Source organism: Reyranella sp. (assembly GCF_965249915.1).
In the GTDB taxonomy this organism is placed as follows: domain Bacteria; phylum Pseudomonadota; class Alphaproteobacteria; order Reyranellales; family Reyranellaceae; genus Reyranella.
Genome location: NZ_OZ252257.1, coordinates 3,541,990 through 3,559,642 on the forward strand (window position 1 = coordinate 3,541,990; position 17,653 = coordinate 3,559,642).

Genomic DNA, 17,653 nt, shown 5'->3' on the forward strand with positions numbered 1-17,653 from the left:
CGCTAGGGTCTTCCGTCTGTGCGGACGATCCGGACGATCTGCTGGCTCTCGCCGCCAAGTCGCAATTCGCCCGCGGCAAACAGGCGATCGACGATCAGGACGTTGCCATGTGCACGGGAGTTGACGAGCTCCGGCTTGCCGTCCTCGCCGACGACGAAGAGAGGCGGCATCTCGCCCTGTACGATGCCGGGCGAGAACTCGACATAGACCTTGCGCCCATCGTCGTAGGCGTTGATCGGCCGCCAGGGCGGCTTGTCGCCCTCGATCGAGTATCGGTACCGGCGCTGGGCTATTTCCGGGAGGACCGCCACCGGGGGCAGGGCGCGAAGGCTCTTGCCTCGGCTCTCGGGGTAGAACCAGGCGACCGAGGGCATATAGGGTCGCTCGTTGGCCCGCAGCTCGATGAGGTACGTGCGCCGGTCGGTGTTGACCACAAGGTTGGTCTCAATGGCAGGTCGGGTTGGCTTGACCAGGATGTGCACGCGACGCGTATCGCCGTTGCCGCTCTCCGTATCGCCAATGATCCAGCGTACCGTGTCACCGGCGGCCACTGGGCCTGAGCCGGTGAGTTGCTCACCAGGCTCCAGGGCAATGTCGGTGACCCGTCCCGGGGCTACGTAGACCTGATAGAGGGCTCCCGGGCTATACGGAAACACCTGCACGGCGTTGAAGTAGCCCTCGCGGCGCGGCTCCACCCGCGCGGCGCCGTTGGCAGCATCAACGCGCGCCACCGGATCCCTTGCATCGCCCGGTCCTCCGCGCGCCGGCGTCCAGACCGGTGGGATGTGCAGAGGCCGCGGCGGTGGATCCTCGGCGAGTGCCGAGGACACCGGTAGCGGCGGCACGCTCTCGTCGTAACTGATCTGCGGCGGCTTCGTGGACGCACATCCCGTAACCGCCAGCAGGGAGACGAAAATGGCTAGCCGCATGCGGTGGTACCTCATTGTGCGAGCTCCTTCGACCAGTTGATGGCGTTGACGAAGACACCCAGCGGATTCTTGCGCAGACGATCGGCGTCGCGTGGCGTTTCGATTACGATGGTGAGGATGGCGGTCCAGCGCTCGGTGGCGGCGAGCTGACCGCTTTCGTAGCGACGCTCGGTCCAGGCCACCCGGAAACTCTCCGGCGACGCCCTGATGACGCTCGAGACCTCGACGGAGATCTGCATCTTGCCAAGTCTCGCGAAAGGATCGGCGCGGCGGGCATAGTCGTTCAAGGCCGCAGCGCCACGATCGGTCGTGAACTCGTATGCCCGCAGCCAGCCCTGGCGCAGCACGACCGCGTCGGATGGCAGCCCGCGCACATCTTCGATGAAGCGTGCAAGATGAAAGGCGATCTGCGGATCGGTCGGCCGATAGGAGGCGTCGGCCGGCGCGATCGCCTGCGCCTGGCCAAGCCTGTCGACCTCGACGACCCAGGGCGTGATCGTCCCCCGCGCCGCTTGCCAGGCGAGCCCACCGGCAAGACCGGCGGCCAGCGCCAGGCAACCGAACGCCATCAGGCGCCAGTTCCTGGCCTGCACGCGGGAGGAACCGATCCGGTCGTCCCAGACCTGCGCAGCTTTCTGGTAGGGCGTTTCCGGCACGGGAGCGTGGCCGTAACGGACGGACGAACGCTTGAACATCAATGGTTCCCTTCAGAGAGATCGATGGAGGAGCCGCCACCACCGTGATCACCGGAACGGATGACGTGCGTGGCGGCGGAAGCGCCGTGACTGGCGGCCTGGCTCCGCCTCATGCGCCGCGCCCAAGCGGGCGGTGTGTCCGCCGATGCAGCAGCAGCGCCCGTCTCGGCACCTCCGGCAGCGGCACGCCCGCCGGCTGCAAAGCTGCTCGAAACGCCTTCGGCCGCCCGGCGGAGCGGGCTGGCTGCGGCGGATGCGCCAGCCATGGTCACGCCGGACAGACCACCGGCGCGATAGGCAGCCGCGGCGCCACCTGCCAGGGCCGCAGAGCCTCGGGCGGCCGCGCCTGCGGTACCGGCCAGCGCACTCGCGCCGCCCGTCGCAAGGGCGCCGCCTGCGGCGGCAAGCCCACCGGCAGCCAACCCGGTGCCCACCGCCGCGCCGGCCCCTAGCTGAGGTCCGCCCGAGACGATGCCATTGGCGATGCCGGGCCCGAAGATGCCGAGGCCCAGCAGGGCCAGGGAGGCCAGCACCAGCGCCATGGCATCCTCGATGGAGGGCTGGGCACCGGTGCCCGAGGCGAACTGAGAGAAGAGCGTCGAGCCGATCCCGACGATGACCGCCAGCACCAGCACCTTCACGCCGGAGGAAACGACGTTGCCCAGCACCCGCTCGGCCAGGAACGCCGTCTTGGTGAAGAGTCCGAAGGGAATGAGCACAAAGCCGGCGAGCGTCGTCAGCTTGAACTCGATCAGGGTGATGAAGAGCTGAACGGCAAGAATGAAAAAGGCCAGCAGCACCACGACCCAGGCGAACAGCAGCACCACGATCTGGATGAAGTTCTCGAAGAAGCTGATGTAGCCCATCAGTCCTGAAATCGACTCCAGGAGGGGGCGTCCGGCATCAAGCCCCACTTGGGCGACCCGCCCCGGTCGGAGAAAGTCCGCCGCCGACAGACTCGTACCGGAGGCCTTCAGGCCAAGGCCGGCGAAGCTCTCAAATATGATGCGGGCGAGGCTGTTCCAGTTGCCGATGAGGTAGGCAAAGACCCCGATGAACAGGGTCTTCTTAACGAGCCTGGCGATAATATCTTCGTCCCGGCCCCAGGCCCAGAACAGCGCGGCCAGCGTCAGGTCGATCGCGGCAAGGGTGGCCGCGAGGAAACCCACTTCGCTGCCCAGCAACCCGAAGCCGCTGTCGATGTAGCTCGTAAAGACTGCGAGGAACCGGTCGATAACGCCAGTGCCGCCCATCGGCTTTCACTCCGTCCCGTTTTCCCACACGCGACGGGGATCATTCATGAAACATGCGAATGGTCGACGGCTGGTAGCCGGTGTTAGGCGCAAGGAAGCGGCGAAGCTGCTCCCTCGCCTGGTCCTGGGCCGCCACGCGCGCCGCCGCCTCGAGGCTCTGTGCCCGGCCCTGCGCAGCGACCGCCGCCGTGAGATCGGCGAGCTGCTGCGCCTGAAGCGCGATGAGCTGGTTGCCGGCTTGCGCCGCCTCCAGTGCCCCGGCCGCGCCCTGGCTGGCATCAATCAAGGCGGACATTTCTGAGCGGTTGGTGTCGAGATTGCCGACCACCGTCGCCTGAACGCGCAGCGCATCCTGCAGGCCCGCGACGGAATTCTGCCAACGCGTCTGCGCATTGGCGATCAGCGATTGGGCCGACTGATTCGCCGACGCCGGCGCATAGGTCGTCGAGAAGGCCCGATCGATCTGCTGGACATCGTAGGCAATGTTCTGGGCCTGGCTGAGCAGTTGACGGGTCCGCCCGATAGACTGCTGAAGCTGTTGTAGCGAAGAGTACGGCAGGCTCGCGAGATTGCGGGCCTGGTTGATCAGCATCTGCGCTTCGTTCTGCAGCGACAGGATCTGATTGTTGACCTGCTCGAGCGTGCGCGCCGCGGTCAGCAGGTTCTGCGAATAATTGCTGGGATCGAACACGTGCATCTGCGCCCAGGCCGGCAACGCACCGCCGGAGAGAGCGAGGATGGCTACAAGCGTAACGCTGCAACGACGGATAGAAATCATGACGATTCTCCTGTGCTGAGGTCGGGGATGAGATCGGCAGCCCACGGCACGCCGCGCGCCTGAAGCCAGCCGGCAAGGAAAGCCTTACGGCCGTGCTCACCCAGAACGCGTTCGATCAGGGCCTGGTCGGCCTTCGACGAGGCCGCCGTGAGGGCGAGCGTCACCGCGCCAAGGCCTAGCTCGAACAGGCGATTGCCGCGGCGGGACTGGCAGTAGTAGTCGCGCTTCGGAGTCGCGCGGGAAAGGATCTCGATCTGACGATCGTTGAGACCGAAGCGGCGATAGATCTCTGAGATCTGCGGCTCGATCGCCCGCTCGTTCGGCAAGAAGAGCCGGGTCGGGCAGCTCTCGATGATGGCCGGCGCGATGGCGCAGCCATCGATGTCTGAAAGCGATTGCGTCGCGAACACAACGGAGGCGTTCTTCTTACGCAAGGTCTTCAACCATTCGCGCAGCTGGTCCGAGAAATCCTCGTCATCCAGGGCGAGCCAGCCCTCGTCGACGATCAGAAGGGTCGGGTTGCCGTCGAGACGTGCCTCAATTCGATGGAAGAGATAGGCGAGCACGGCAGCCGCGGCATCTGTTCCGATGAGCCCCTCGGTCTCGAAGACCTGTACCGACGTGCTGCCAAGCCGTTCGGCCTCTGCATCCAGCAAACGGCCATAGGCACCTCCCAGGCAGTAGGGCTGGAGGGCCCGCTTGAGAGCGGCCGCCTGCAACAGCACCGACAGCCCCGTCAGGGTGCGCTCTTCGGCGGGCGCCGATGCCAGCGACCCGAGGGCCGACCACAGATGGTCCTTCACTTCGGGCGTGAGGTCGATCTTCTCGCGGGCCAGGAGTGCTGCTATCCAGTCGGTCGCCCAGCCTCGCTCCGCGACATCGTCGATGCCCGCCAGCGGCTGGAGGGCAACGGGATCCCTTTCCTCCTCGCCCAGCGCGCTGCCGAGGTCGTGCCAATCTCCGCCCATCGCGAGCGCAGCGGCACGGATGGAACCGCCGAAGTCGAAGGCGAAGACCTGCGCCTTGTCGTAGCGCCGGAACTGCAACGCCATAAGGGCCAGCAGCACGGACTTGCCGGAGCCCGTCGGGCCGACCACGAGCGTATGGCCGACATCGCCGACATGAAGCGAGAAGCGGAACGGCGTCGCCCCCTCGGTCCTGCCGAAGAACAGCGGCGGCGCACCGAAGTGCTCGTCGGTCGCGGGTCCCGCCCAGACCGCCGACAGCGGGAGCATGTGCGCCAGGTTCAGCGTCGAGACGGGCGGCTGGCGCACATTGGCGTAGGCATGCCCTGGAAGTGAGCCCAGCCACGCATCGACGGCATTGACCCTCTCCACCATGCAAGTGAAGTCGCGGCCCTGGATCACCTTTTCGACGAGACGCAACCGCTCGTCTGCGACGCGCGGATCCTCGTCCCATACCGTGACGGTCACCGTACAGTAGGCCGCCCCGACGGCGTCCGAGCCGAGCTCCTGCAGGGCAGCATCGGCGTCGATCGCCTTGTTGTGCGCATCGGTGTCGACGAGCGTCGTCGCCTCGTTGGTCATCACCTCCTTGAGGATGGCCGCGATGGACTTCCTCTTGGCGAACCACTGACGGCGGATTCGCGTCAGAAGCCGCGTGGCGTCGGTCTTGTCGAGCAGGATCGCACGCGTCGACCAGCGATAGGCGAAGGCCAGACGATTGAGATCTTCGAGCAGTCCCGGCGTGGTTGTTCCGGGGAAACCGACGATCGTGAGCACCCGCAGATGGCAGTTGCCAAGCTTCGGCTCAAGCCCGCCGGTTAGGGGCTGATCGGCCAGCAGCCCGTCCAAATACATGGGCACTTCCGGCACGCGCACACGCTGGCACCGGGTGGAGATGCAAGAATGCAGGTAAGTCAGCGTCTCTGCGTCGTCGAGCCAGCGGCACTCGGGCATGAAACCGTCGAGAAGATGCAGCACACGGTCCGTCCGGTCGATGAAGCCTGCCAGAATCTCACGAGCATCCGCTCCTGCAACGCGGTGGCGGCCTTCATAGAAGAAGCGCTCGGCACCAGCAGATTCCCAGGCCGGTGGGAGATACAGAAACGTCAGGTAGTAGGCCGATTCGTAATGCGTCCCCTCTTCCTCGAAGGCCGCCTTTCGCTCGGCGTCGACCAGCGCCGATGCCGCGTCCGGAAACCTTCCCTCCGGGTAGATACTGGCAGGCTGCCGCTGCGCTTCGACGAACAGCGCCCAGCCCGATCCAAGACGGCGGAGGACGTTGTTCAGCCGTCCCGCGACACCGACCAGCTCCGCCGGCACCGCCGAGTCGAGATCGGGGCCGCGGAACCGCGCGGTTCGCTGGAACGAGCCATCCTTGTTAAGGACAAGGCCGGGAGCAACGAGTGCTGCCCACGGCAGAAAGTCAGCCAGGCGAGTTGCGGAGTTCCGGTATTCGGCGAGATTCATCATGACAGCCTCCTCAGACGCCGAGCCGGCCCGGGATGCGCAGGTGGCGACGCACCACCTCGACGAAGAGCGGGTCGCGCTTGGCCGCCCAGACGGCCAAACCGTGACCGACAAGCCAGATCAGCAGGCCGGCGACCCAGAGGCGCAGTCCCAGGCTGATGGCCGCCGCCAGAGTGCCGTTGAGGATCGCGATCGAGCGCGGCGCGCCGCCCAGCAGGATCGGCTCGGTGAGGGCGCGGTGGAGCGGCACCACGAAGCCGGGAACGGGCTCGGTCATCAGACCAGGACCCCCCCGCCGAACGAGAAAAAGGAGAGGAAGAAACTCGAGGCGGCAAAGGCGATCGAAATACCGAACACGATCTGGATCAGGCGCCGAAATCCACCGGAGCTGTCGCCGAACGCCAGGGTGAGACCGGTGACGATGATGATGATCACCGCGACGATCTTGGCGACCGGTCCTTCCACCGATTGCAGGACCTGCTGCAATGGCTGCTCCCAGGGCATGCTGGAGCCCGCCGCATGAGCGGTCGACGAGAGGACGAGCAGGACCGTAGACAAGCTTGCGACCGCCGAAACAGCGTGTCGTATCCCGAAGCGCGTCATTGAGATTCTCCTGTAGCTGAGAGGGCGTAGTCCGAGTTGGCGCCGAGGCCCTCGACGCGGGCGAGTTCCGTCAGCCGACGGGCGCTCCCCCGACCGGACAGCACGGCGATGAGGTCGATCGTCTCGGCAATCAAGGCGCGCGGCACCGTGACGACGGCTTCCTGGATGAGCTGCTCGAGACGCCGCAACGCGCCGATCGCCGATCCGGCGTGAATGGTGCCGATGCCACCGGGATGGCCTGTGCCCCAGGCCTTCAGGAGGTCGAGGGCTTCGGCGCCCCGCACCTCGCCGATCGGTATGCGGTCCGGCCGCAGCCGCAACGACGAGCGCACCAGCTCGGACAACGACGCTACGCCATCCTTCGTACGCAAGGCGACGAGGTTGGCGGCACGGCATTGCAGTTCACGGGTGTCCTCGATCAGCACCACGCGGTCGTCGGTCTTCGCCACCTCGGCCAGGAGCGCATTGGCGAGTGTCGTCTTGCCGGTCGAGGTACCGCCGGCCACCAGGATGTTCCGGCGATCGGCAACCGCATGCCGAAGCGCGTTCGCCTCGCCCATCGTCATGATGCCGGCCGCGGCGTAGTCGTCGAGAGTGAAGACGGCGACCGCAGGCTTTCGGATCGCGAAGGTGGGCGCCGCGACGACGGGCGGCAGCAGGCCCTCGAACCGTTCTCCCGTCTCGGGCAGCTCGGCCGATACCCTCGGGCTCGCCGGGTGGACTTCGGCGCCGACATGGTGAGCCACCAGCCGCACGATGCGCTCACCTTCGGCGGCTGCCAATGTCTCCTGCGTCTCGACCAGGCCGGTCGACAGCCGATCGATCCAGAGTCGACCATCGGGATTGAGCATCACCTCGACGACCGACGGATCCTCGAGCCAATTCGCGATGGCGGGTCCGAGCGCCGTGCGCAGCATGCGGGCGCCGCGCGAGATAACTTCTGCCTGGAAGGAATGGACCGTCATCGTTACCCCGGAATGCAGGACCGCAAGTAGCGGTCATCGAACGGGGTCGATTAGAAGAAGCAGCAACGTACCGTGCGCAACAACAACGGAGGGGTCGTAGTGCTCTGGCGTAGAAGGGCGTGCGAATGAGCGGGACTGCTAAACTGGCTCCTTGGGCGAGTCGCGTTCCGCACCCTCGTCTGGCTCGATGTCCTGTGAAATCTCCTCCGATAGCGTCCGGCCCTTCGCCAGGCGCCGGCCCAAAGCATCGACAAAGCCTTCGTACCGCTCGCGACCCTTCGCTTGCGCGGCCTGTTGTGCGCCGTCTGGCAACGAGGGCGTGGTGGTCAGCCAGAAGCGAACGAACAGCGCCAGCGCCTCATTCGAGATGGTGACATTGCGTTCCAGACGCTCGACCTGTCGAACGAGCCGGTCCAGCCGACGACCGAGCGCTCCTTCCAGCCTTTCGGAGGCATCAGGCGACAGAAACGAGGCGAGTGCGGTCTCCACGATATGGGCCTGCGGCACACGTTTGCGCGACGCATAGTCGGCAAGCTTCAGCCCCAAATCGGGTGGCAGGCGAAACGTATGCTTGGTGCGCATCTATCCACTCACAAGTCGATTCCATCGCCAGGATCCATCGTGGCCTGGCGGGCGAGCCCCCGAGCCGTCGCGCGCAAACGGCGAGCTCGCACCGCATCTTCGTCGGCTTCATCCTCGGCAAACTCGAACTCGGGCGACGGCGTGACGGGCTCGGCCGCGATGTCTTCATGCTCGGCAAGCTCCGGCTCTCGACGAATGCCGCCATTGGCGGGATCGTCGACGGGCTGCCCTCCCTGAAGACCGCCGGTTCCCTCTCCGCGTGCCGCCTGAACCGTTGGAAAAGCTTTGGCACTCCAATCATCCAGCGTGACGCCGGAATCTCCCAGCCGTTCTGGCTCTGGCGGTGGTAGCAGACGTTCTGTCAGCTGCCGGTCCTCGTAGTACCGCGCCTTCCTGGCGCGGATTGGCGGGCACCCAGAAACCAGGACCAGCTCGTCGCTCGCTGGCAGCTGCATGACCTCGCCAGGCGTCAACAACGGCCGCGCCGTCTCCTGCCGAGAAACCATGAGATGGCCTAGCCACGGGCTCAGCCGGTGCCCGGCATAGTTTCTGGCATCGCGAATTTCGGTCGCCGTGCCGAGCGCGTCCGAGACGCGCTTCGCGGTGCGCTCGTCGTTGGTGGCGAAGCACACACGGACATGGCAGTTGTCCAAGATGGCGTTGTTGGGACCGTAGGCCTTCTCGATCTGATTGAGCGACTGGGCGATGAGAAAGCCCTTCAATCCGTAACCGGCCATGAAAGCCAGTGCCGACTCGAAGAAGTCGAGGCGACCCAGAGCAGGAAACTCGTCGAGCATGAGCAGCAACCTGTGCCGCCGTCCCTTGGCGTGGAGCTCTTCGGTAAGTCGGCGGCCAATCTGGTTGAGCACGAGGCGCACCAGCGGTTTGGTCCGGCTGATGTCGGACGGCGGTACGACCAGGTAGAGGGTCGTCGGTCGCTCGTTCTCGACGAGATCGCGGATGCGCCAATCACAGCGACGCGTCACCTGGGCGACCACGGGGTCGCGGTATAGTCCGAGGAAGGACATGGCGGTCGAGAGTACGCCCGAGCGCTCGTTCTCGCTCTTGTTCAGCAGCTCCCGCGCGGCCGACGCGATGACCGGATGGACACCCGCCTCGCCGAGGTGCGCCGTGGTCATCATTGCCCTGAGTGTCGTCTCGATCGGCTGCTTTGGGTCTGACAAAAATGCGGCAACTCCTGCCAACGTCTTGTCTTCACCGGCATACAGGACATGCAGGATCGCACCGACCAGAAGGGCGTGACTGGTCTTCTCCCAATGATTGCGCCGCTCCAGCGCGCCTTCGGGATCGACCAGAACATCGGCAATGTTCTGGACATCGCGGACTTCCCATTCGCCGCGACGCACCTCGAGCAACGGATTGTAGGCGGCCGACGCCGCATTAGTGGGATCGAACAGGAGCACGCGGCCGTGCCGAGACCGGAAGCCCGACGTCAGCTCCCAGTTCTCTCCCTTGATGTCGTGAACGATCGAGCTGCCCGGCCAGGTCAGCAAGGTCGGCACGACCAAACCGACGCCCTTGCCGCTTCGCGTCGGCGCAAAGCAGAGAACGTGTTCCGGTCCTTCATGCCGCAGGTAGTCGGCGCCGAGCTTGCCAAGCACCACGCCGTCCGGACCAATCAAGCCTGCATGGCGAGCCTCGACTGCAGTCGCCCAACGAGCTGAACCATAAGTCGCCACGTTCTTCGCTTCTCGCGCGCGCCACACCGACATGCCGATCGCGACCCCGATCGAAATAAAGCCACCCGAGGCCGCGATACAGGCGCCCTCCACGAAGATCGCGGGGGCATAGGCGTCGAAGGCGTACCACCACCAGAAGAAGGTTGGAGGAAAATAGATCGGTACCTGGGCGAGTTCGAACCATGGTGGCCCGAGCTGGGGCTGATAACCCAGCCGCCAGGCCGTCCATTGCGTGGATGCCCATACGGCTACGAGCACGATGGCGAAAACGAGGGTGATCTGCCCCCACAGGATCTTCGTCGCAGACATGACGAGGAGATCAAGCGGTCGCTTGCCATCCGTTCAATGCCGACGACGCGCAGAGCGCTCAGCCGGCGGCCCTGGCGTGCAATTTGGTGAGTGCCGTGAACCGGTCTGCCGCGCTCTTCCTCTTCGAGTTACAGCCCCAGTCCTTGGCGTCGTCCAAGCGACCAGCCGACATCACCGCCGGGCAAGGCCACCCCTGACACGAGGCGGCCGACATGCTGTTCGAGCGCGGGCCGCCACGGGACCAGGCTGAAGCCAAGCCCGTCGTCGATCATGGCAAACCGTCCACTCGAAAGCTGCGTGGAGCCGACCAGCGTCCCGGCAACGTGGTTTCCCGGAATGGCGGGCTGCCATTCCCGCCCCCGATCGGCGGCGAGCGCGCGGCCGACGCGCTCGACGTCACGAGCCTCAAGCCGCTGCACCAAGTCGCGAGAAATCCGGCCCCGGCCGTCACCGACTTCCGTCGCATACCCCTTGTCCGCCAGCCATCGCCGACGCCTGGTCAGCGCGTCGGTCACGTCCCGGCCAAATCCGTCGTCTGCCAGAACGGTGCGCCGACGAGAGGCCAACTCTCGGTCGAGCCACGTCGCGCCCTCATGGCCGACTTGCTGGTCGAGCCCCAACGTCGAAAGGACGGTCACCCGACCGGCCGCGCGGTCCCGCGTGCGGTCATATGCCCGCCCGCGCTCGGCCAAATCGGCGGGAATGCGCCAGTGATCGGCGTCGATCCGCTCGACATGGCCGGCCCGTCGCAGCGCCTCGAGGCGCCGGACATGGGATCGGACGTAGGCCGCCGGATCGCCGCCCAAACGCTCGACAGTGCCGACAGCGTGCTCCAGATGCGCGGCTGGCCGATAGATACCCTCTTCTCCGGCAATGGCCACGATATTGCGGTCCGATGCGCGCGGTCCCGTCTCGCCGGCACCAGCAGTCACGATCATGCCGCGCTGAATATTCTCTACTCCGGCAGGATCCATCTCGAGATGATGGACATGCCCGTCCACGCCGTCGACGACGAGCCTCATGCGCTCGCCCATCTCGTCGCCCGCCAACCCCTTGTCGAGCACCCGACCAACGATCGGCGCTGTCATCTCCTCGCGATGCAGGACATAGCCTGCGATTGCGCGGGCGTCGCCCAACCCTTCCCGGTCCAGTGCCCGATGCATGGTCTTGATGATGTCGCCACGCTCTCCCAGCTCCCGCAAGACGGGTTCGGCCGTGGGCGACACTGTCCACCGGCCTGGCTCCACCTCGGTGGCCAGGCCCATGCGCTCCAGCTTGCGCGCCCGCTCAATCAGCAGCGCCCGGTTCTGTCGCAGGCTTTCGAGCATGTCCCGATCCGGCCTCAGGTCGGTAAACTCGTTTCGGCTCCGCTGCTCGGCGAGCAGCATGCGGTCGAGGCGCGTAAAGCGTCCACCGTCGACTTCGCGCTCCAAGCCGCGGGACACTTCATGCTCGGTCTGGCGGCCGAGCTCCCGGGTTACGATTTCGCTAGCCCGCTCCCGGACGCCATAAGCGATGTAATCGCCAGCGATGTTGAGAGTCTTGTCATCGTCGGTCACGCCCCGAACGATGATGTGCGTGTGTGGGTGGCCGGTGTTGTGGTGATCGACCGCGATCCAGTCGAGGTGGGTACCCAGGTCGACCTCCATCTGCTTCATGAGTTCGCGGGTGGTCGCGCGATGATCAGAGAGCTCGACACCCTCCTCGGACGACACGATGAAGCGGAACTGGTGGCGGTCTTCCCGGCCCCGTTCCACGAATGCACGACCATCCTCAACATCCTGGCTGGCCGAGTAGACTTGGCCCCTTTCTCCGTCCTTCGTCACACCATCGCGCTGGAGATACCGCAGATGGGCATCCACGGCTTTGGCGCTGACGAACTGCCGTCCCCTGGCCGCGCCTCGCTGCGGATTGAGCCTCACGATGCGAGCCTTGACCGCGACCCGACGTGAGCGGGTGCGGATGCCATCGACTCGGCTCCAGGCATTCCGGTTCTTCAACGCCGCGGCCACCGAGGCCCCGCGCCCCCGTTCGTTGAACCGGCCGCCGCCCTTCCCGGCCTCGCCCAATCGAGAGGGATTGCCGCCAGCCCGTCGGATAGCCTGCTGTATTTGCCCGTTGAAAGTAGACGCACGGCTACTCCTGCTCCCGGCGCGACGTCTCCCGATCCGCGCGTCACCGCGATCCTGGATCCTTCCGGGCCGGAGACGGAAATCGTCGTCATCGCGCGACATGGCATAACGATTGGCAGCGAAACCAAGCGCCGCAAGCGTCAGAACGCCGGGATCGCGGCGTGGCGTAGAAAAGACGTCGCCCGCGTAGCAGCGGAAGACTCTGTCCCAGAAGAGACGGCGCTTGGAGCATTGAAAACAAAGAGAAAACTGCTTCAAGAGACGCAGATCTGTCTCGAGGAGCCGGCGCGGCACTCTCAAAAAACAACGTGCAGACAGGCCTTTAGGAGTGGAGCGACGGCAGCGGGGCCACCCGCTTTATCTTGCCGTCCATGATCTGGGGGTAAGCGTCCGAGTCTTGCACGACCTTCAGCAAGTGCACCGTCGGTCCAAATCGGGTTCCTTCGTTCATGGGAGGTTCTCCGGTGGCAACGAAACATTTTGAGAATGCGGCGCGCCGAGAGTGGTGGGCTGTGCACATCGAGGCCTGGCAGCGCAGCGGCCTGTCGCAGCGCCGCTACTGTCGGACGCACCATCTCACGGACACGACGTTTACACGTTGGCTGCGTGCGATCGCCGATGTTGAAGTGGCCAAGATCCGTGTGCAAAACGCCCGAATCCTTGCCGAAACCGAGCACGACGAGCATCGCAGACGTCGCAAGGGGCGCCGGTTCAAGCTGTCCGAAGACAAGCGCAACCAGGCGGTCCAGGCGTACTGGGCGATGCATGTCGAGACGCTGAACTGGAGCGGCATGACCGTCAGGCAGTATGCCGCGGCGACGAAGCTCTCGCAGCACAGCCTGCGCCGCTGGCGAGATCTGATCGACAGCGGCGAGGTTGCGATCGACTGGCGCGCCCGGCTTCATCCCAGTGCTCGCCCGAAAATAAGCAGCGGTGTTAGCAGCGCTGCTAAGGATCTCTCCGTCGAAACGGCGTTGACAGAACCGCCGACGGCCGGGCCGCAGTACGATCGGCGGTCGAACAGACGCAGCTTCAGCGATGAACAGAAGCTGGCGATCGTCATGGAGTCGGAGGCGCCTGGAGTGAGCGTGGCGGCGGTGTGCCGGCGCCATGACATCTCCACCAGCATGGTGTTCCGTTGGCGCATCCAGTTCGGCTTTGGTGCGGAGCAACCGGCCAGGCTGGTGTCGGTCGCCGTGGCCGGGACAGAGAAGACGAGCGGCGCGGGTGTCAACGGAGGTGCGCTCGTGCTGCCGGATCTTCTCCCGGTTCCCGACGGCATGACCGCGGTCGACCTGTCTGACGGGCGCCGTGTGTTCGCACCCGAGGGCACCGACCCAGAGGCGGTCCGGGTGCACGTCGCCGAGCAGGAGAACAAGCGATGATGATCGTTCCGGCGGGCGTGAAGGTGCACCTGGCGCTTGGTTACACCGACATGAGGAAGGGAATGGACGGGCTTGCCGCGTTGGTCCAGGAGCAGCTGAAGCGAGACCCCTTCTCGGGCCATCTGTTCGCCTTCCGCGGTAAACGGGCGTCGATCCTGAAGGTGTTGTTCTGGGATGGGAACGGGCTGTGCCTGTTCACCAAGCGCATCGATCGGGGCGGCTTCGTATGGCCACGCATGTATGAACCCGGCGGCGCGGTGACGCTCTCGCCGGCGCAGCTGGCCATGTTGATCGAAGGCATAGACTGGCGCTCGCCCGAACGCGTCTGGAGGCCTGCGAGAGTCGGCTAAAGCGATGCAACTGAAGCACCAGGAAGGAAAAGTTCTTGGTCGCCGACTCGAACAAAAGTAGAATCGGGCATGCGGCTCGATCTCGACAATCTGCCGTCCGACATGGCCCTGCTGCACGGTCTTCTGCGCGACATGGCGGCCGTCGTCGAGCATCGTGACGGCGAGATCGAGCGACTTCAGACGATCATCAAACAGCTTCAGCGGACGCAGTTCGGCCGCCGTTCCGAGCGCCTCGATCCCGATCAGCTCGCCCTCGGTCTGGAAGATCTCGATAGCGACATCGGGCGCGCCGAAGCGAGCGATCCGAAGGAAGCCGTCGAGATCGCCGACAAGCGGCCACGGCGCAAGCCGCTGGCCGATCATCTGCCTCGCGAAGAGGTCGTGATCGACGTGGCGAACGGCGCTTGTCCGTGTTGTGGAGGTGTCCTGCACAGCATTGGCGAGAGCGTCAGCGAGATGCTGGACTGGGTTCCCGCCCAGCTCCGTGTACTGCGCATCACGCGCCCGAAATACGCCTGTCGCACGTGCAAGACCGTGGCCCAGGCGCCCGCGCCGGAACGGCCGATCGCCGGTGGGCTGGCGACACCGGCGTTGCTCGCCCAGGTGCTGGTCAGCAAGTACTGCGACCACACTCCACTCTATCGGCAAGCGCAGATCTTCGCCCGCCACGGCGTCGAGCTGGAGCGCTCGACTCTCGCCGGCTGGGTCGGCGGCGCGTGCTGGTGGCTCGAGGCGCTGGACGATCGCCTGCGCAAGGACGTGTTCGCCTCCGATCATCTGTTCGCCGACGACACGCCAATCCCGGTTCTCGATCCGGGCCGTGGACGAACGAAGACTGGGCGGCTTTGGGTCTATGCGCGTGATCAGCGACCATGGGGCGGACCGGCGCCGCCCGCGGCGGTCTACATCTTCGCGCCGGACCGGAGGGCGGAGCGGCCAGCGGCGCATCTGGAACACTTCAAGGGAGTGCTGCACGTCGATGGCTATGCCGGCTTCGAGCGGCTGACGATACGGGGCGACGTCGTGCTCGCCGCCTGCTGGGCCCATACGAGGCGCAAGTTCTATGAGGTCGCGCAAGCCGAAGATACGCCGTTGGCACACGAGGCTCTGCGCCGGATCGCCGGCCTCTATGCTGTCGAAGCGCAGGTGCGCGGTCAGTCGTCGGCGCACCGGCTGGCCGCGCGACGGACGCTCGCCAAGCCGATCATCGACGGGCTGCAGATCTGGCTGGAAACACACCTCCCGCATCTGCCTGGCCGCGGAAAACTCGCCGAGGCGATGCGGTACGCACTCGCGCGCTGGAATGGGTTGACCCGATTCCTGTACGACGGCCGCATCGAGCTCGACACGAACCCGGTCGAGCGGGCCATCAGGCCGGTGGCGCTTGGGCGCAAGAATCATCTCTTCGCCGGCAGCGATGGCGGCGGAGCCCGTTGGGCGACGGTGTGCACGCTCATCGAAACCTGCAAGTTGAATGGCGTCGAACCATACGCCTATCTGCACGATGTTCTGACGCGGATGGTCGGCGGGCACCCAATCAACCGAATCGACGAGCTGCTACCGTGGGCTTGGAAGGCCGCGAATCACGTCAAGACCTGAGCGACGTGCGAAAACCGGACGCATACATCTGGGGTCTCTGGGCCGATGAACCTCAGGAGCACTCTCACGAGCACAGCTTGATAATCCTGTCGTCTGTTCTCCGCATCAGGGCAGACGCACTGCGTTTCCATTGCGAACAAACAAGCTGCCGACCCGTACTTCTAACCGCGATAAGCTCTCGGCAGACCGGCCGCCTGATGGCCGTTCAGTTGTCGTCTTGGGCGCCGACGGCGTGACTGCGGACTTGTCCTGACCCCGCGTTACAAATAGCGGCGCTTCCTGCCAAGGAACGATGCGACGGCTGACGGCAAAAATGTCATCGGCATGCCGTTCTCCGATGAGCGGCGCGAGGGTAGCCACGTAGAGTTGCGTCTCGTACGGCAACGCTCGGCCTGTGGCCAAATGGTCGTCGTAACGCCCGGGACCTGCATTATAAGCGGCCAGAAAGCCGGGCGAGCCGTAGCGCTCATGAAGCTCGCGCAAGTAGGCCGCTCCCGCAAGGATGTTGTCACGTGGATCATACGGATTGTCACCGAGACCATGTCGGACACGCAAATCAGCCCAGGTTGCGGGCATGACCTGCATCAATCCCCTCGCGCCTTGGGACGACAGAGCCCGCACATCACCACCGCTTTCGATCGCCATCACCGCTCCGATCCAGGATGCCGGCACGCCAAAACGCTGGGCCGCTTCGCGCACGAAGCTTGCATAGGGACCCGTGTCCGGTGAGGTCTTTCGCAACATCGTGGTGGCAGATTGGGCGAGCGCGGTACCACCGGATGATACCGAGAGTGCGACAACAGGAATCGCGGCCATCGATACGATCAACCGGATGGTCTTGTGAAAGGTCTTGGCCGGGAGGGAGGAAGGGTCACGACGTTTTACGTTCGATCGGGCGGTCACTTCGTCCTGGCGCAATTTCATGATCAATCCTCCTTTGTCCAAACTGGGTGAGCGCGACCGGTAACGGCGGATCGCGGCAGTGGCCCGAAATATCGCCCGTCCAGCGAGTCCGCCGATCGCGCATTCATCAGGAAGAGTGCGTCCTCAGGGACAACGCGACAGCCCTGCCAAACCGGCAAAGGTCGCCCTTGGCGATCACGCTCAAGCGCCATTCCGACAGCAACCTTATCGACGGTGACGACGAGGCCCTCTCGACAAACGGTCTGGCCGGGGACCGCCAGCACATGTTTCAGCATGGGAACGCCGCGCGGCAGGTAGTTGCCGGCCGCAAGGAAGGTCGCAAGCGGTTCGGGCGGCAGCACAGCAACCAGTTCAGAGACATATCTCTCGTCAGTCGTATCGAGAAGGTAAAGCCCGACGGGAACACTGGCCGACGCATTCCACACAATCGTGCGATGCGGCTGCAAGACGGCCGGCGCCATCAGGCTGACGACACCCAACGCAATCAGCCAAACGCACACGTGGCGCATCACGACTCGAGCCTCTGCCGCAGCAGCCAAGCCTTATGGCGTGCCATCGTGTAGGGCCTCAACGCTTCCCCGACCGCCAGACGACTGTGAACATGGCGCCAGTAATCCGGTGCCGCGTCGGCGGGATCGACGCCCAGCGCTTCGACGATGTCGATCATCTGCAACACATGCTTGACCTTCGCCCAGCCTGAAGCGCGCAAAAGGATGTCCGCACCCGGCCGGACGTAGGGGATGGTGGCGCAGGCTTCGCTTGAGCGCACGGCGCGCAGGATATCGATACGCGAGGCGATCGTTCCGTGGTCGTTGGCGGCCCAGCGCACGAAGCCGAAGGTGCTGCCTGGCGTAAAAGAAAGGACCCGCCGCCGCCGATCCAGGATCCGCTCATCTACGGGCCGGCCGAAGCGGATCCATCGTTCGATCTGCTTCTCGAGCCACAGCAGTTCGACATGCGTGAGGTCGGTCATGCGCAGCCTTGTGCCCGGATCGGATCCGCGATCCTGGACCCTTC

17 protein-coding genes are annotated in these 17,653 nt (G+C 65.1%); 3 read left to right on the forward strand and 14 right to left on the reverse strand.

Annotation, left to right across the window (positions count from 1 at the left end; all coding sequences use genetic code 11):
* Nucleotides 1-2 precede the first annotated feature (2 nt).
* The 11 genes from trbG to ACP15H_RS17665 all read right to left on the reverse strand — a co-directional run bounded on the left by trbG (nucleotide 3) and on the right by ACP15H_RS17665 (nucleotide 12,636).
* Nucleotides 3-944: a P-type conjugative transfer protein TrbG gene (gene trbG, locus ACP15H_RS17615; RefSeq protein WP_425067461.1), complete on the reverse strand. Its 942-nt coding sequence runs from the start codon at nucleotides 942-944 to the stop codon at nucleotides 3-5.
* The gene (trbF, locus tag ACP15H_RS17620; protein ID WP_425067462.1) at nucleotides 941-1,624 is read right to left on the reverse strand and encodes a conjugal transfer protein TrbF; all 684 of its coding nucleotides are present in this window, start codon (nucleotides 1,622-1,624) and stop codon (nucleotides 941-943) included. Before trbF ends, trbG begins: the two co-directional genes overlap by 4 nt.
* Complete coding sequence (gene trbL, locus ACP15H_RS17625; RefSeq protein WP_425067463.1) at nucleotides 1,624-2,877, reverse strand: P-type conjugative transfer protein TrbL; 1,254 nt, start codon at nucleotides 2,875-2,877, stop codon at nucleotides 1,624-1,626. Before trbL ends, trbF begins: the two co-directional genes overlap by 1 nt.
* A gap of 40 nt (nucleotides 2,878-2,917) precedes the next feature.
* A complete protein-coding gene (gene trbJ, locus ACP15H_RS17630; RefSeq protein ID WP_425067464.1) occupies nucleotides 2,918-3,655 on the reverse strand; it encodes a P-type conjugative transfer protein TrbJ in 738 nt (245 codons plus the stop codon).
* Entirely contained in the window at nucleotides 3,652-6,090 is a 2,439-nt protein-coding gene (gene trbE, locus ACP15H_RS17635) for a conjugal transfer protein TrbE (RefSeq protein WP_425069921.1), read from the reverse strand. Before trbE ends, trbJ begins: the two co-directional genes overlap by 4 nt.
* Before the next feature lie 10 nt (nucleotides 6,091-6,100).
* Complete coding sequence (locus ACP15H_RS17640) at nucleotides 6,101-6,364, reverse strand: VirB3 family type IV secretion system protein (RefSeq protein WP_425067465.1); 264 nt, start codon at nucleotides 6,362-6,364, stop codon at nucleotides 6,101-6,103.
* Nucleotides 6,364-6,690, reverse strand: coding sequence for a TrbC/VirB2 family protein (locus ACP15H_RS17645; RefSeq protein ID WP_425067466.1), 327 nt, complete (start codon nucleotides 6,688-6,690; stop codon nucleotides 6,364-6,366). Before ACP15H_RS17645 ends, ACP15H_RS17640 begins: the two co-directional genes overlap by 1 nt.
* Complete coding sequence (gene trbB, locus ACP15H_RS17650) at nucleotides 6,687-7,655, reverse strand: P-type conjugative transfer ATPase TrbB (RefSeq protein WP_289298433.1); 969 nt, start codon at nucleotides 7,653-7,655, stop codon at nucleotides 6,687-6,689. The genes ACP15H_RS17645 and trbB overlap by 4 nt, the downstream gene beginning before the upstream one ends.
* 138 nt (nucleotides 7,656-7,793) lie before the next feature.
* Nucleotides 7,794-8,237 (reverse strand): CopG family transcriptional regulator, encoded by a 444-nt coding sequence (locus tag ACP15H_RS17655; RefSeq protein WP_289298434.1) that lies wholly within the window; start codon nucleotides 8,235-8,237, stop codon nucleotides 7,794-7,796.
* Between the two features lie 8 nt (nucleotides 8,238-8,245).
* On the reverse strand, nucleotides 8,246-10,246 hold the full coding sequence (locus ACP15H_RS17660) for a conjugal transfer protein TraG (protein ID WP_289298436.1): 2,001 nt from the start codon (nucleotides 10,244-10,246) through the stop codon (nucleotides 8,246-8,248).
* 128 nt (nucleotides 10,247-10,374) lie between these two features.
* Nucleotides 10,375-12,636, reverse strand: coding sequence for a DUF3363 domain-containing protein (locus ACP15H_RS17665; protein WP_425067467.1), 2,262 nt, complete (start codon nucleotides 12,634-12,636; stop codon nucleotides 10,375-10,377).
* 206 nt (nucleotides 12,637-12,842) lie between these two features.
* On the opposite strand from ACP15H_RS17665, the gene tnpA reads away from it, so the two are divergent.
* The 3 genes from tnpA to tnpC all read left to right on the forward strand — a co-directional run bounded on the left by tnpA (nucleotide 12,843) and on the right by tnpC (nucleotide 15,712).
* Nucleotides 12,843-13,763: an IS66 family insertion sequence element accessory protein TnpA gene (gene tnpA / locus ACP15H_RS17670; RefSeq protein WP_304845260.1), complete on the forward strand. Its 921-nt coding sequence runs from the start codon at nucleotides 12,843-12,845 to the stop codon at nucleotides 13,761-13,763.
* Nucleotides 13,760-14,113, forward strand: coding sequence for an IS66 family insertion sequence element accessory protein TnpB (tnpB, locus tag ACP15H_RS17675; RefSeq protein WP_296321565.1), 354 nt, complete (start codon nucleotides 13,760-13,762; stop codon nucleotides 14,111-14,113). The genes tnpA and tnpB overlap by 4 nt, the downstream gene beginning before the upstream one ends.
* A 69-nt stretch (nucleotides 14,114-14,182) precedes the next feature.
* Entirely contained in the window at nucleotides 14,183-15,712 is a 1,530-nt protein-coding gene (tnpC, locus tag ACP15H_RS17680) for an IS66 family transposase (protein WP_370692526.1), read from the forward strand.
* 105 nt (nucleotides 15,713-15,817) lie between these two features.
* Here the strand turns inward: tnpC and ACP15H_RS17685 are convergent, their stop codons facing one another.
* Genes ACP15H_RS17685 through ACP15H_RS17695 form a run of 3 tightly spaced genes read right to left on the reverse strand, consistent with a single transcriptional unit; the run spans nucleotide 15,818 to nucleotide 17,609 of the window.
* Nucleotides 15,818-16,636, reverse strand: a complete 819-nt coding sequence (locus ACP15H_RS17685) for a lytic transglycosylase domain-containing protein (protein WP_425067468.1) — start codon at nucleotides 16,634-16,636, stop codon at nucleotides 15,818-15,820.
* A gap of 2 nt (nucleotides 16,637-16,638) precedes the next feature.
* On the reverse strand, nucleotides 16,639-17,145 hold the full coding sequence (locus ACP15H_RS17690) for a S26 family signal peptidase (RefSeq protein ID WP_425069922.1): 507 nt from the start codon (nucleotides 17,143-17,145) through the stop codon (nucleotides 16,639-16,641).
* On the reverse strand, nucleotides 17,145-17,609 hold the full coding sequence (locus tag ACP15H_RS17695) for a DUF2840 domain-containing protein (RefSeq protein WP_425067469.1): 465 nt from the start codon (nucleotides 17,607-17,609) through the stop codon (nucleotides 17,145-17,147). Before ACP15H_RS17695 ends, ACP15H_RS17690 begins: the two co-directional genes overlap by 1 nt.
* Between the last annotated feature and the right edge of the window lie 44 nt (nucleotides 17,610-17,653).

Coding starts and splice junctions, on each gene's coding strand:
- trbG (WP_425067461.1), bottom strand. CDS start 944: ATGAGGTACCACCGCATGCGGCTAGCCATTTTCGTCTCCCTGCTGGCG.
- trbF (WP_425067462.1), bottom strand. CDS start 1,624: ATGTTCAAGCGTTCGTCCGTCCGTTACGGCCACGCTCCCGTGCCGGAA.
- trbL (WP_425067463.1), bottom strand. CDS start 2,877: ATGGGCGGCACTGGCGTTATCGACCGGTTCCTCGCAGTCTTTACGAGC.
- trbJ (WP_425067464.1), bottom strand. CDS start 3,655: ATGATTTCTATCCGTCGTTGCAGCGTTACGCTTGTAGCCATCCTCGCT.
- trbE (WP_425069921.1), bottom strand. CDS start 6,090: ATGATGAATCTCGCCGAATACCGGAACTCCGCAACTCGCCTGGCTGAC.
- ACP15H_RS17640 (WP_425067465.1), bottom strand. CDS start 6,364: ATGACCGAGCCCGTTCCCGGCTTCGTGGTGCCGCTCCACCGCGCCCTC.
- ACP15H_RS17645 (WP_425067466.1), bottom strand. CDS start 6,690: ATGACGCGCTTCGGGATACGACACGCTGTTTCGGCGGTCGCAAGCTTG.
- trbB (WP_289298433.1), bottom strand. CDS start 7,655: ATGACGGTCCATTCCTTCCAGGCAGAAGTTATCTCGCGCGGCGCCCGC.
- ACP15H_RS17655 (WP_289298434.1), bottom strand. CDS start 8,237: ATGCGCACCAAGCATACGTTTCGCCTGCCACCCGATTTGGGGCTGAAG.
- ACP15H_RS17660 (WP_289298436.1), bottom strand. CDS start 10,246: ATGTCTGCGACGAAGATCCTGTGGGGGCAGATCACCCTCGTTTTCGCC.
- tnpB (WP_296321565.1), top strand. CDS start 13,760: ATGATGATCGTTCCGGCGGGCGTGAAGGTGCACCTGGCGCTTGGTTAC.
- tnpC (WP_370692526.1), top strand. CDS start 14,183: ATGCGGCTCGATCTCGACAATCTGCCGTCCGACATGGCCCTGCTGCAC.
- ACP15H_RS17685 (WP_425067468.1), bottom strand. CDS start 16,636: ATGAAATTGCGCCAGGACGAAGTGACCGCCCGATCGAACGTAAAACGT.
- ACP15H_RS17690 (WP_425069922.1), bottom strand. CDS start 17,145: ATGCGCCACGTGTGCGTTTGGCTGATTGCGTTGGGTGTCGTCAGCCTG.
- ACP15H_RS17695 (WP_425067469.1), bottom strand. CDS start 17,609: ATGACCGACCTCACGCATGTCGAACTGCTGTGGCTCGAGAAGCAGATC.